Origin of the sequence: Pseudomonas sp. 91RF (genome assembly GCF_003576265.1) — a bacterium.
GTDB classification, from domain to species: domain Bacteria; phylum Pseudomonadota; class Gammaproteobacteria; order Pseudomonadales; family Pseudomonadaceae; genus Aquipseudomonas; species Aquipseudomonas kribbensis.
Map to the genome: position 1 here is coordinate 224,741 of NZ_QWFC01000029.1, position 12,588 is coordinate 237,328.

The following is a 12,588-nucleotide window of genomic DNA, read 5'->3' on the forward strand; positions in this document are numbered from 1 at the left end:
AGCCGTCAGCCCGAGGATGGCCAACTGCTCAGCAGAGGGCCCGCTTTCGTACAACGCCGCGGCTGCTTCCCTCAGTTTCCCAAGCGGGCCTGATTGAACGCGCTCTGATAGGCATTCACTACCGCTTCGGCGGTCCCCTGACACGACTTCACAAGGGCAAGGATGCTCTTGTCGTCGAACTTGTCATCGAAGCCCCATCCAGCGACCAAATCCTTGACCTGCTGAACTTGATACTCGGTTTCGGCAGCAACGACATCCGACAATGTGGTGCCATCCCCGAACCCCTCGCGCATTTCCTTCGCCTTCAAGTTCCACTCGTCAAACAGCGCGGCGAGTGCCGGGCGATCGCGATACTTAAAGGTGAACTCGATTGCCTCGGGCTCGCACCCGACGATGGGTATGTGGACGAGAGCCTTGAACGTAGGGTTCTGGGCGATCCTGATCTTTGCCATGGGAAGTCCTTATGCGCCGGCCAAATAGCGGAGCGAGCGAGCCGAAAGCCCGATGCTGATGGTGCGCGTCATTACGTTGTTGCGCTCCATCGTTGGATCGGGGGTGATGCTCACATAGCCTGGGTAGAGGATTTGATCGCCATTGCGCAACTTCATGCGCACGACGGCCAGCTCTTTGGTGTCATCGAAGCCTTCGACAGTCTCGACGTATTGAGCGGTCGGCTGATCCTCAACCACGATGGTGATCGTGGTCGGGTTGCGGTTGGTTGGAAACTGCTTGTCGTCGTCATCTTCCAGGTAGCCGACAGTTTGGTATTGCTGATCGCCGCCGGACGATGTGAAAGAGGTGACTTTCGAGATTTGCGTCCATCCAGATACCGGGATCACGGAGCCTGAACCTGCGCCGACAGTGAATTTGTCGGTATTGGTGGTGTTGAGACCAGCCAACGCAAAAGCATCGGCGGTTACGCCGGACGCCTTTACTGCGCGGTCATTGATCAGCGCCCAACCCGAGTTGATCAGCAAAACATCGCCGTTTTCGATGTCGTGCCCTACAGAAGCGGCGACCGGCGGTTTCGCATTGGTCAGGGCGGTGAAAGCGACGGCGGATCCCATAATGCTGGCGATCTCCAGCACAGCGCCGTTCGGCAGCGGAAAGCGTGCGGCCATGGTGTGTTTCCTCTTGAATGCCCGCCTGACGGCGGTAGGTTATGCCCCAGCGGGCGGTTGGTCTGCGACACCTGCGTAGGTGAAGCTGGTCGGGACCGTGTAGGTCGCCGACTCTGTGATAGTCGGCCCCTGATCTACCGGCTCAGTGATGAGGCCATCGAACCCGTTACGGGCCAACGGCGTGTCCACGCGAAAGAGCCGTGTCAGCTCTTCAACGAGAGTCTCGGCGGTGGCCATGGCCTGGGCAGATGGACAGACAATGCTGATCTGATAAACGCCGGTGTACTCATAGGCGTCGCCGCCGAGATAACGGCAGGTGGTGCTGGCTGGCAGCTGGAAGGCTCGCAGATATGTTTCAGATGGGCCTGGTGTAAATGGCTGATTCGAATAGGCCACTCGTATAGGACGCGCAGCCGACCACGCGACCAGCTTCGTTTCGATGGCCTGACGGGCGCGTGCGTGACTCATACCTGATTGTTCCTAATGGCCTCCTGCACGATCTGCTGGAAGCGGGCCACGGTTACCCGGACCATGCCGCTCGGGGCCTGGGTCGAGTGCCCGAACTCCAGCGGGATCGCATAGGGCAAGTTGTTGATGAGGTAGACCATTTGGCCGGCGGTGAAGTCGCTTATGGCGGCAACAAGGGCCGCGATGGTCTCGGCGCCGCTCGGGTCCACCTCGTCGAATGTGACGTTCTCGATAACACCGATGGACAGATGCCAGTTCGCCCGGAATCGGCCGCCGACGTAGTCCTTACCGGCGACCAAGCCGTTCACATTGAAGTTCTGATCGCGCTCGGTTTTGGTCAGGGGCTTGGCGTGCTTCACGCCGCGCTTCAGCTTCCCCGCCTTGGTGAAATTGCTTTCGTCCAAGTTGATCAGCGTGTTCCGCACGGCCACCTTGAAGTCGTAGTCGTCGGCCGCCCGGGTGTTCGCCTGGCGGTGAGCGACGTTCGCCGCCCAGATCTCGGGGTTACCCACGGGGGACATGCGGATCAGGCTGCTACCCAGCTCGATGATGATCTCGCGCACACTGGCGTCGATGGCTTCACTGGTTTGGGCCGCGAATTCGGCCAGGCTCAGGGCGAAGCTACCGGATTGGCCAGTGCCCGCTCTGCTCATGACCGCACCTGCAGCTCATACAGGATTGGGGTGCCGGCCGGGTTGACCTCCTTCAGCGGCGGCACAATGGACCAGGTGCGCCCCTGAATGATCACCTTGTTCAACAGGTCTGGCACCCACTCCAGTCCCTGCGCGGCGATCTTGAGTTTCTTGTCGCCCTGCTTGATGAGGCTGTTGTTCTGGAATTCCTGACCGGTGAAGTCGAGCAGGATGCCTTGGGCGGTCTGCTCTTTGGTGCTGTCAGGCGGTGCCGAACCGGTTTCCGGGTCGTACTCACCGACAGTCGTTGCGCGGATGGTAACCGGCTGGCCGAACTCTGTGATCATCTCCAGAGCCATCACGGCCATCTCGTCGTAGAAGGCCATGGTGGCTCCTGGTCAGCTATGCGCGGACGGCGAATAGGCCCCGCTTCTGTAGGTAATCAGCAAACTGCGTTGCGCTCGGCCGGTCAGGCGCCGCTGGCAGCAGCCGTCCGCTGGTGTTCGGGATCGTCGCGTATTCGCGAGTTACCGCGCCCTCGACTCGCTCCAGCGTCACCGCACCTTTGCGTTTCTCGATGGGGTCGACATCGTCGGTGTGGATCTCGGCAGCCAGCGCCATCTGGCCGTACTGGATCCGCGCCGGAAGGTAGTTGTCGGGCTTGATCTCGCGATCCAGTTCAACGCCACGGCGCGGCCAGGACAGGGCCTGCTCGCTGTTGGTCTTCCGCCCTTTCCACGTCATGCCATCCATCGCCAATGCGGCACGACGCAGCAGCGCCTCCTTTGCTGGCACTTCCGCCGGGATGACCACGCCGAACTTCACGGCGTACATGGCCAGGTCTTCGGCAGATGCGTAGCTTTCGGCGTCAGGCTTGCCGGTACCATCCTCGATAATAAGAGTCATGAATGAGCTCGCTGTGGTGTTCTGGATCGGATGCCACGTTACTGGGCACCCGGATTATTACGCCTTCGGAAGCTCAGCAACCGCCTTTTCCAGCGACTCTACCGACGCATTCGCTCGGTACGGCACTTTGGCAGCGTCGAGTTGCGCTTTGAGGCTTGCGATCTTCTCGGCACTGTCGGCCGGTTCCGCTGCTGCCTTCAAGCGTTCGACTTCAGCGCGGAGCGATTCAACCTCGCCCGCCAAGCTGTCACGTTCACCCGTGAGGGATTCAAAGCCCTCATGAATAGCTTTCAGCGCTCCGAACAGGCGAATCGGCAGTTCACCGGCGCCCGGGTGCTCCAGGTCCGAGAGACCTTCGGCGGCGTCGATCAGCAACACGATGCCGTCGCGCTCAGCATTCAGCTTATCGATCAGCTCTTGCAGCGCCGCGCCGTCATTGCTGTCGGCGATCAGCAGCACCGGTGCCGGTTCAACCTGCCGCACCGTCACCTCCGGCACGTCATCAGCCTCACCCTCGCGACTTTCGGTGATGCTCGCGTCGATGATGCGCAGGCCGTGTTCCTTCGCCAGCGCCTTCACGTCTTCCCGGTACTGGTGAAACGGTCCGGGCAGGTACCAGATTTTATTGCTCATGATTGCATCTCCGCCAAGCCGGGCACACGTCCCGGCTTGGACATCATGGGGTTACTTGGAGGCGTCACCGATCAGAGCAACACCGGCGGTGTGCTTGATGCTGGTAGCGGTCTTGTCCCAGTTGGTGCCGGTTGCCAGTTCGGCGTCGGTTGGCGACTTGCCACCGGTGGTGGTGTCCCAGGTGTAGCCCTTCAGGCCCAGGCCGAAGGTGTAATCGGTCTGGAGCGTGGTTTCGATACGCTCCTTGCCATTTGTGGTCTGGACGTTGCTGATGATGTCGCGGCCGTCATGGACCAGTGCAGCGCCCTGCACCAAGGACAGGATGATTTCTTTGTTCGGGGTACCGGCCTGCATCAACGCAGGGGCATCCGTCACAACGGAGATCTTGCCGAGGATGTCCACCACCCGAACGTTGCCCGCTTGGAACAGCTGCTGCTGGTTCGTCAGGTTCTGGCCGACCAGCTTGTGGTAGCTGGTGCCCTGCATCACCTGGGTGACCAGGTTCTGACTGGCGTCGCCAAACTTCGCATGCGCGTTGTTGAGGCCGGCGTAGCTGATACCTGCGGCAGCCGACACATCGTTGACTGCGGCAGCTTGGGCGGTGATCGCGGCAACGAGAGCGGCAATCGCAGTGTTCAGCTGATCCTTCAGCAGGATTTCGGCAAACGCGCGGCTCGCTACTTCGATACCTTGCGCGGTTGGACGCTCCAGCCAGGTCATCTGCGATGGCTCGTAGCGGATCGGTCCGAAGCCGCCGGCGACCTTCACCGAAGTGTTCTTCAGCTCGGTCAGGTCGGTGGCAGCAACAGCGGCGTTGGTGCTGTAGCGATCAACGCGGCGCTGTGCAGCAGCCAGGGTTTGGAAGAACGACTCCTGGAGGAAGTCGCCAGTGAAGCCGTCCGGGGACAGCACGATAGCGCCGCGACTCGCAGCGTTGAAAGCGGCCAGGTACTGATCCAGCGTCTCGAGAGTCGCAGGCATGATGTACTGGTTGAAGACCTGCATTTGCGACAGGGACATGAGTTATTTCCTTACGATTGAGGGATATCTGGGAACCGGCTTGCGATAGCAGCCGTGCGTTCCTCTTTGGTACCGCCGATTTTTCCTTTCGGGGCCCCGCCCCCACCACCTGCACCGCCGGCCCCGCCGCCCGATGCTTTACTGCCCGCGATCAGTGGCGCGAACGCCGCGTCATTCGCGATTTCTGCTTTCAACTCGTCCAGCGTTGCCGCCGAGAGCTTGCCCTGCGCGTCGAGTACGACCACAACAGGCTTCCCGTCGCGCTGCTCGACGCTCAGACGGCGCTCGATGTGCGGCAACAGGGCTTTGGCGCTGCCTTGAACAGCCAGGGCAGACGCGATGTCAGTAGCGGTACGGCCGACAGTCAGATCCCGGATCTGCCCGCTCAGCGTTGCGCGCTCCTGCTCCAGCGTGCCGGTCAGCTCAGCTTCACGGCGGGTGAATTTCTCAGTCCAGGAACGCTCGAGCTCTTCGACGTTGCCGGACCTGCGAGCGGCTTCTTCACGCTCCAGGCGTGCAGCGTCTTCGGCCTCGCGCGCCTTTCGTTCGATTTCTTTCTTTTCAGCCAATAGTTCTGCGTTTTTGGCCTTCAGGCCGGATACATCTTCTTGCTGCGGCAGACCTTCAATGCCGAGTACGAACTTGCCGTCCTTCTCGGTGTAAAGAGCGCGCACGGCTTCATCTACCCCTTCCAGGGTATCCAGTTGAAATTTCAGCATTGGGTGTCTCCCAGAGACGTAGGTGCAGGCCCTGCCTGCGTGGTGAAAATCCGGGTAGAGTTCTTGCCCGAATTAAAGAGAAATCGTGGAATGCGCCTAACGACCCGAGCGAAACGTGAGCTGAGTTCTCAGGAGACCAAGGACACTGCTACCGTCTCGAATACATTGCTTGTCACATCCATTACAGCCTTCGCAACGCTTGTTGCTGCCGGCTTCGGCGCATACGCGCTTGTTTCGTCAGCAAAGCTGAACCGCATCGAAGGTTGCATAAAGCGCGTGGACGAACGAGAAATGATCACTCGAAAAAAGGCAGAAGATCTGCTCGGCGACATGGGCAGCTTTTTAGGATCTTTCGCAGGCTCTAAGGAGATACCGAGAGAACCGGGTAAGCAGGTTATGAAATCTGCATTTGCGCTAACTGCATATGCCCCTGTCGAGCTCAACTACGTTGCGTTGAAGCTCGCAGTGACAGTACAGCTTGGACTCTCGGCCCACACCAACGAGCAAATGGAAAGTGCGATTGCAGCCGCCAAAGAGTCATTCAGCGGATGGAACGGCAACTACATCAAACACATGCGTTCCTTCGAAGATGAGCGCTCGAAATGCTCAGAGTTGTAAGCCAGCACGCTCGAACGCCAGAGGCTCAAGAGCCTTCATCTGCACGAGGGTCACGGGTGAAAAGTTTCTATCAAGCTGCAGCTCGGCGAAGCGCTCTACGCTCAGGCCGCCGTCGCGAAACAGCTTCGCCCGCATCGGGCCAATGGCCTTGTCCTGAAACGCCGCCGGCTGCTGCTTGAGCCAGTCGTAGTAGCTGAGGTCCGCCCTTACCTGCTGCGCACCGCTGTCGCCGATGGATGCCCGCGTGGCGCCCTCGGCGAACATTTCGCTAAAGCGAGTCACCGCCACTACCGTGGAGCGGCAGTTGATGTGGATCGGCGGCCTCGGTCCTTCAGTGAGCTTGAAGCGGCGCTTGTCGAGCGTCCGGCACTGGCTGGTCGTCTTCGAATCCAGCGTGCTGACCCACTCCACCGACTGCACGACATCGGAGTTGGCTTTCAACGTCTCCATGCGCGCCTGAGTAGCGACGTGCTGCACTGCCGTCCGCACGATCGAACCGGCATTCCGGTTGGTTGTGGCCAGGATGCCTTCGTTGTACTTCAACGCCTTGGTGCCGCGAATGTTTTTGATGATCTGGAAGCTGGTCTGGCCTTCGAAGAAGCCCTGCCGGATCGCGCCAGTGAGGCGCTGCCGCTCGGTGGTGGTGAAGCCATCAATGAACGACTTGAGCAGCTTGCCGCCATCCGCGCCGCGCACGCTGAGCGGGTTGGTGAGGATTGCAGCACGGATCGCAGTAGCACCAGGCACTGCCGCGTCGAACGAAACGCCAACCGGCGCCGCCCGGGTCAGGCTGGTCGCCTCGAACTCGGCCTCATAGTTGGCGATATCCACCAGATCAAGGTTCAGCTTCTCGCTGTACCGGTCGAAGATGCCCAGCAGCAGGCTGTCGACCTCGCTGAGCAGCCGTTCCAGGCGCGCAACGGTGTAATCCGTCAGGTCCGCCCGGGTCAGCCGCTCACGGATCGAGCGGTCGATCTCCCTGAGGAATGGCGCGAACTTTGCCACTTCCCCCGACTTCAATTGCTCGAGGAAGACGGCGTGCCGGATCGTGGCATCAAGGATTGCTTGGTTTGCCGCCATTCGGGTTTACCTCTGTGTCGTCCAGGGCTGGACCAGTGCTTTGCGCTTCGAGCTCGTCCCGGATTACGTCGTCTGTCTTCTCCGGGTTGATCACGCCTCGATCGCGCAGGTACTGCCAGAAGTCGCCTTCCGGCAGCTTGCCGCCCTGCACCGCATTGAACAGCGCCACCAGGATCGTCGCGTCCAGAGTGATCTGGCTGAAGTCTTGGTTGAGCTTGTAGACCACCTCGCCAGCGGCATTCACGAACTCAGCCATCCACGCCAGACACTGGCTGTAAGCCTCGCTGACGTTGCTGACCACCAGCGACAGGACGCTGTGTTCTGCTGCGCTGTCGTTGTCGGCCTGGGTCGCGGTCTTCACCGCACTACCTCGCTCAATCAGCCGGGCGCCGAGCGAAACCATGTCCTGCTTCTTCGCGTCCATGGCCTCCTTGGCAACCGTGTTGGGCTGGGCCTGCCAGACGCCGCAGGTGCCACTGACCGGTAGCAGCCAGGGCGCGCGGGACCCAAGGAAAATTCCGTTGGACTCCATATGATCGCGCCACTGCTCATCAAGGCCTGCCATCCACGGCTGAGGCTGGCCCACCAGGTAGGCCGCTTCCTCGTAGTCCGCGCTGTTGCGGTAATGGCCAATGTTCACTTCGGCCATGTCGTACAGCGGCGCATCGTCGATGGTGGTGTCGTTGTTTTCGCTGCCAACAAACTGGAACGGGATCACCTGCCATGGCCGGCCTATGCCATTCAGCGGCGTAAACGGCGCGACTACCTGCGAAGTTTTACCCGATCCCTCTTGCCACACCTCTTGCGTGTACTGCCCAGCAAGATCCAGACGCAATACCCGGTACTGAACGACCTGCTCACTGCCGAAGCCATCATCCGTATCCACATCCACCGTCTCGCGCAGCACGACAAGGCTCAGCAGGTGCTGGCCGCCGACCTGACGAGTCTTCCAATTGATGATCGACTCTGCGGTGTAGCTGGCGATGTTTGCCCGGGCGCGTCCGGAAAGCTCGTCGGCCTTGCTGACCGTTCCAGCCTCGACTGCGGCGTAATCCACCAGCAGCCCGTGGCGGCCCACCTCGAGCAGGTGACCAATCACCGATTGGGACTGTTGGTAGACGCTCACACCTTGGCCATCTACGTCCTTGGCCACGTAATCAAGCGCGCCGGGGACGGTAAGCGTTGGCCAGGTGCGAAATACTGCACCGACGAGGCTGTGCTTCGTTCTGCCGGTGGCGTTGTAGAACACCGCCCGCTTCTTGTACGCCTCATAACGCTGCTTGTTGTCTTCACTGGTGTCAGCGGCATTGGGCCTTGGCAGATACCGATCGCCGGCAGCCTTGATGGTTTCCGATCCTTTGCAGACGTCGCGCACCAAGCGCCAGCGGTACTGCGCCGCCTTGTACTCGGGACGGGTAAAAGTGACGTCCGTCATCGGGCGACTCCCATTTTCATTGAGGTGACCGGTTTAACGATCGGGTACTCGCGGTGAATGAAGTAACCGCCGCCGTCGTTGGCGTGGTCGTTGCCTTGGCTCTTGTCCGGTTCGCCATTGGGCGCCCAGATCTGCTGCTCCAGGCCGTCGGCGTACGTCGGGCAGGTGAACGGGTTGACCAGGTAGCGCCGCTCGCCCTGTGCATTGCAGAACATGGCATTCATGGCGTTGATCCGATCCTTAACCGGTGGGTTGGCCGCCGGCGCGATGACCGTGAAGCCTGCCTGTTTGAGCATGGCGATATCGGTGAGGCTGGCGTTGACCGACTTGCGCGAATCACCGGAGGCATCCGGGTAGATCCGGATCTCGCAGGTTTTCCGGAAGTCGTTGCCGGTGTGTTCCCAGTAGCGTTCTTTGATGCGGCGGATCATGTCCGGCGTGTCGTAGCCATCCATCAACTCGTCCACGGCGCGGGGCAGACCCTGATCACGCTTGACGTGAGTGATCGCCGCCATCTTGCCAACGTTGAAGTCCATGCCGATGAACAGTGGTTCGCCGGGCTGCACGGTGTCGAAGCATTGGTTCAGTTTTCGGTCATAGGCGTGATAGATGGATCCAGACGTCAGGTTGACGAACTGGCCATTCAGGTACGCGCGGATCAGCTGCTCGGGGTACGACTCCATCAGCGATTCAATGTAGTCGTCAGGCAGGTTCAGCTCATTGTCGAACGTGCTGGCCTGAATCAGTCCATACATGTCCTTCAGCGCCGGCTTATCGCGCAGCTGCTTCACGAACTGGAGAAAGACGAACTTAAAGCCTTCCGGCGTCGTAGTTACGTCCACGCCATTCTTCAGCCCGGGAATGTTGTAACGCATCCGGGCAATGATCTTGCGCCAGGCCTGCTGCGCCTTGATCGACGTCAGCACGTCCAGTTCGTCGACCAGCGCGTGACCGATCTTGAAACCGACGATGGTCTGCGGCTTCTCCATCGATCGGCAAATCACAGTGCCGCGATACTGCCGGCCGCTGTAGATGTGAACCTCATGATTCGCCTGGTTGATCTTGGTCTTCAGCCCCCAGTCGTAAGCCACCTCCTCCATCGTGGGATAGAAAATGTCTCGGATCTGCGGGTAAGTGGGTGCGAAGTAACCAGCGTTGACCCCCGGCCACTCCATGAAATGCTTGCTCAGTGCTGAGCATCCGACCCAGGTCTTTCCGGAGCCGAACCCAGCAACGAACGCGCGAAACTTGTGGGGCAACAGGAGGAACTGCGACTGCGGAACGTTAAGGCTCGGCATTCGGCTTCCTCGCATCCACTACGTCGACCTGAATGCGCGTCGGGATTGCCGGTTCGTCGTCAGGATCATCCTTCCGGTGCCGATTGACGTAGACGTCGCCGACTTCCTTCGCAGCCTGCTCGAGGATCTGCATGGCTAGGCCGATGTTCTTCATCGACTCGGCTCGCTCGACAAACCGGTTCATGGCCCGGAGGCGGTACGCTCGGTTCGCGATTGGGATCTCGGCAGTTTCTTCGCGGAAGCGCTGGCGGGTGTCGTGGAACAGGGTCTGCCACTTCACCGCCAGCCCCTTGCTGCATGCCTTGGTCGGGTCGTGGCTTTCAACTTGTTGGCGGGTCAGTACCACGCCGAATTCGTTCTTGACGGCCTCAGCGACCTGAGATGGTGTGTCGAAGCACGCCAAGGCCTGAACGATGAAGCTCTTCACCTCATTTTTCAGGGCTGCCATAAGTTCTTTATCCGTCTAGGGCCTGTCTAGAATCAGGCCGACTTGAGCAGACAGGTTCCGCAGGCCCTCGCAATGTTCATTTTCCCCACCTCGGCAGGATTGTTCGCAGCGTCTACCAGCTCCTGGACAGCCGGGCTCGCACCGTAGCGGCGGACGACACCGACGAACTCTTCAACGTCGTGTCCCCGCATCTCCAGCTTGGGTAATCCGTCTTGGGTGAATGCTGGCTGCCCGTACTTATCGGTTGCCTGGGCTATGTGATACAGCTCGTGTTCGACCAAGGCGCAGAAGTCAGCATCGGAGCACTGGATGCAGTAGTCGGCTGCCAGGGTGATGATGTAGGCCGGCACGTCGCCGAACCAATCACGCATCTGCTGCTCCATCCGGGCCTTTTGCCAACCACCGGCACGGAACGCCACCTGTTCGGCTTGGCCGACGACTGTCCGTCCCTTCTTGATGAAGGCGGCAGACGCCCACAGCACACGAATGTCCGCATCGATCAGATGGGCATGCTCTTCGTTGTGGATGCTGCCGGTGCCGGCGAGGATCTCGGCCTGGAGCCATTCCCAGACCTCGGGCGCCGGGGTCAGGCGAATGCCGAAGTCGGAAAGGTGGGACGGTTCAAGCAGTGACGCCGGGGGCATTGGTCTTGGCATCAGCCATCCCCTTGTTGATGATCACCGTGCGGACTTGGCCTCCGGTGTAGATGTCCCGCTTCATCGCGGCGCGCACCGCATCTTCAGCGCTTGCGCCCATATCCATTGCAGCCAAGGCATATTGGGCGCCGCTGCCAATGGCGTCTGGGTTGGACAGATCGAGCTCCTGTTTCCAGATCCCGGTCTTGTCATCATGACCTACCAGCATCAGCTTGCCGGCATCGACCGCATAGCCAGAGCACTCCACAGGAACAGGTGACGGGGTGCCAAAGTAGGCGGCAATCAATGCCTTCTCGTCGCACACCGCACCAGACAGGAAAAAGCTGACCCCATCAACAACCTGGCACTTCGGGGCATTGTCAGAAACGATTCGATCGCTTCGGGTTTGGCGAGAGTCGTAGGCAATCACGCCGTCTTTGTAGGCAATGGTCGTCATCGTCTTCCTCGCACAATGCTTGAAATGGTGGCTGGATGCCGGTATTGGTGGTGCTCCAACACTCACGGAGCAGAGATATGAAGTTCAAAGCAAAGGCCTACTACAACAACCAGAAGTATCGGGCGCTCGCCATTCCTGAAGACAAATCACTGGATGATCTCTCTGAGGACGCCTTGCGTTGGATTGGCCCAGAGGTGAACGAGAAGACCATCGACCTGGATACATCAGAACGCCTTTTCGGTTTCGATCCACAGACTGTTTGGGATGACTTCCAGGCCAAGGGCTATTCGGTTTACGAGATCACTTCAAAGGTCACAATCAAGTAACTGACGTGTCGCGACACAATTTGCTGATTCGCGAAACGTGTCGCGACTTACTTGGATCGGCGCTCGATCCCGCCCGGCGCCTTGTCACAGCGCAGGCAGTGCTCACAGTTCAGCGTCCGGCACAGCCAGGCTTTCACCCGCTGCCACCAGATGACCATGAAGATGTGGCGTATTCCGGCCAAGGCCAGAGAGACGTGAAGTGTGATCCCGGCCGTGGTCGGGCCCATCATGAAGATGGTCTGCTCCCGGCTCATCACGACGAACCCGCTGATGGCGATCGCCGAATAGATCAGCTTGCCGATAACGCCGTCCCGCACTCGTCCGCTCAGAACACACCAGGTCGCCCAGAAGGCAATCAAGCCGCAGGCGATGGAGTTGATCAGTTCAAGATTCATGGGTTGCCTCCCCCGAACCGCTGGCGAATAAGCGCCCAGAGGTCAGCGGCTTTGATGGCTCGGTTGATGGCCGCGAGCAGCGATCCGCCGAAGGTGCCGAGAAGGAAGCCAATGCCCGCGACGATCTTCGGCTCGGTCACACCCAGGTAGGTGCTGACCATGCTCGTCAGGTACAGCGAGCAGGCGATACCGGTGATCAGGAAGATCAGCCAGGCGCGCCAGTCCGCCAGATCGTCCTTGTGCCACCAGCTTGCGACGACAGCGCCGACCAGTCCTGCGATCAGCAATTCAAACCTGTCGATCTTGTCGAGCAGGCGCTGCAAATACTCCATGCGCTCGACTCCGTGTGCATGATGGAAACGAAAAGGCCCCTGCGAATGCAGAGGCCCTGAATAGG

General features: G+C 59.9%; 19 protein-coding genes. 2 read left to right on the forward strand and 17 right to left on the reverse strand.

The features are described from left to right. Positions 1-71 precede the first annotated feature (71 nt). The 9 genes from DXT77_RS15605 to DXT77_RS15645 are packed head-to-tail and all read right to left on the reverse strand — an operon-like array spanning position 72 to position 5,499. A complete protein-coding gene (locus DXT77_RS15605; protein WP_119428285.1) occupies positions 72-452 on the reverse strand; it encodes a phage tail assembly chaperone in 381 nt (126 codons plus the stop codon). Positions 453-461: 9 nt separating this feature from the next. Then, complete coding sequence (locus DXT77_RS15610) at positions 462-1,121, reverse strand: phage tail protein (RefSeq protein ID WP_119428286.1); 660 nt, start codon at positions 1,119-1,121, stop codon at positions 462-464. Positions 1,122-1,160: 39 nt separating this feature from the next. Further along, positions 1,161-1,589, reverse strand: a complete 429-nt coding sequence (locus tag DXT77_RS15615; protein WP_119428287.1) for a phage tail terminator-like protein — start codon at positions 1,587-1,589, stop codon at positions 1,161-1,163. Beyond that, positions 1,586-2,242 carry a hypothetical protein gene (locus tag DXT77_RS15620; protein ID WP_119428288.1) on the reverse strand — a complete coding sequence of 219 codons (657 nt, stop codon included), beginning with the start codon at positions 2,240-2,242 and terminating at the stop codon, positions 1,586-1,588. The genes DXT77_RS15615 and DXT77_RS15620 overlap by 4 nt, the downstream gene beginning before the upstream one ends. Next, positions 2,239-2,607: a hypothetical protein gene (locus DXT77_RS15625; protein WP_119428289.1), complete on the reverse strand. Its 369-nt coding sequence runs from the start codon at positions 2,605-2,607 to the stop codon at positions 2,239-2,241. The genes DXT77_RS15620 and DXT77_RS15625 overlap by 4 nt, the downstream gene beginning before the upstream one ends. 16 nt (positions 2,608-2,623) lie before the next feature. Then, a complete protein-coding gene (locus DXT77_RS15630; protein ID WP_119428290.1) occupies positions 2,624-3,127 on the reverse strand; it encodes a DnaT-like ssDNA-binding protein in 504 nt (167 codons plus the stop codon). Positions 3,128-3,184: 57 nt separating this feature from the next. Continuing rightward, entirely contained in the window at positions 3,185-3,760 is a 576-nt protein-coding gene (locus DXT77_RS15635; RefSeq protein WP_119428291.1) for a hypothetical protein, read from the reverse strand. Positions 3,761-3,811: 51 nt separating this feature from the next. Next, positions 3,812-4,780 carry a major capsid protein gene (locus DXT77_RS15640; RefSeq protein WP_119428292.1) on the reverse strand — a complete coding sequence of 323 codons (969 nt, stop codon included), beginning with the start codon at positions 4,778-4,780 and terminating at the stop codon, positions 3,812-3,814. A gap of 11 nt (positions 4,781-4,791) precedes the next feature. Next, the gene (locus tag DXT77_RS15645) at positions 4,792-5,499 is read right to left on the reverse strand and encodes a hypothetical protein (RefSeq protein ID WP_119428293.1); all 708 of its coding nucleotides are present in this window, start codon (positions 5,497-5,499) and stop codon (positions 4,792-4,794) included. A gap of 90 nt (positions 5,500-5,589) precedes the next feature. Here DXT77_RS15645 and DXT77_RS15650 point away from each other — a divergent pair, with 90 nt between their 5' ends. After that, complete coding sequence (locus DXT77_RS15650; protein WP_119428294.1) at positions 5,590-6,117, forward strand: hypothetical protein; 528 nt, start codon at positions 5,590-5,592, stop codon at positions 6,115-6,117. Here the strand turns inward: DXT77_RS15650 and DXT77_RS15655 are convergent. From DXT77_RS15655 to DXT77_RS15680, 6 genes are read right to left on the reverse strand one after another with little or no spacing between them, the layout of a single operon-like run. Beyond that, positions 6,106-7,197: a minor capsid protein gene (locus tag DXT77_RS15655; protein ID WP_119428295.1), complete on the reverse strand. Its 1,092-nt coding sequence runs from the start codon at positions 7,195-7,197 to the stop codon at positions 6,106-6,108. The two genes, DXT77_RS15650 and DXT77_RS15655, sit on opposite strands and share 12 nt — an antisense overlap. Next, positions 7,172-8,632, reverse strand: a complete 1,461-nt coding sequence (locus DXT77_RS15660) for a DUF4055 domain-containing protein (RefSeq protein WP_119428296.1) — start codon at positions 8,630-8,632, stop codon at positions 7,172-7,174. The genes DXT77_RS15655 and DXT77_RS15660 overlap by 26 nt, the downstream gene beginning before the upstream one ends. Then, positions 8,629-9,930: a terminase large subunit domain-containing protein gene (locus DXT77_RS15665; RefSeq protein WP_119428297.1), complete on the reverse strand. Its 1,302-nt coding sequence runs from the start codon at positions 9,928-9,930 to the stop codon at positions 8,629-8,631. Before DXT77_RS15665 ends, DXT77_RS15660 begins: the two co-directional genes overlap by 4 nt. After that, entirely contained in the window at positions 9,917-10,378 is a 462-nt protein-coding gene (locus DXT77_RS15670) for a DUF2280 domain-containing protein (protein ID WP_119428298.1), read from the reverse strand. Before DXT77_RS15670 ends, DXT77_RS15665 begins: the two co-directional genes overlap by 14 nt. A gap of 32 nt (positions 10,379-10,410) precedes the next feature. Then, positions 10,411-11,034, reverse strand: coding sequence for a putative metallopeptidase (locus tag DXT77_RS15675; RefSeq protein ID WP_119428299.1), 624 nt, complete (start codon positions 11,032-11,034; stop codon positions 10,411-10,413). Then, entirely contained in the window at positions 11,000-11,470 is a 471-nt protein-coding gene (locus tag DXT77_RS15680; protein ID WP_119428300.1) for a proteasome subunit beta, read from the reverse strand. The genes DXT77_RS15675 and DXT77_RS15680 overlap by 35 nt, the downstream gene beginning before the upstream one ends. Positions 11,471-11,547: 77 nt before the next feature. On the opposite strand from DXT77_RS15680, the gene DXT77_RS15685 reads away from it, so the two are divergent. Further along, positions 11,548-11,796, forward strand: a complete 249-nt coding sequence (locus tag DXT77_RS15685) for a hypothetical protein (protein ID WP_119428301.1) — start codon at positions 11,548-11,550, stop codon at positions 11,794-11,796. A gap of 47 nt (positions 11,797-11,843) precedes the next feature. Here the strand turns inward: DXT77_RS15685 and DXT77_RS15690 are convergent, their stop codons facing one another. Further along, the gene (locus tag DXT77_RS15690) at positions 11,844-12,191 is read right to left on the reverse strand and encodes a hypothetical protein (RefSeq protein WP_119428302.1); all 348 of its coding nucleotides are present in this window, start codon (positions 12,189-12,191) and stop codon (positions 11,844-11,846) included. After that, on the reverse strand, positions 12,188-12,523 hold the full coding sequence (locus DXT77_RS15695; protein WP_119428303.1) for an MFS transporter: 336 nt from the start codon (positions 12,521-12,523) through the stop codon (positions 12,188-12,190). The genes DXT77_RS15690 and DXT77_RS15695 overlap by 4 nt, the downstream gene beginning before the upstream one ends. Between the last annotated feature and the right edge of the window lie 65 nt (positions 12,524-12,588).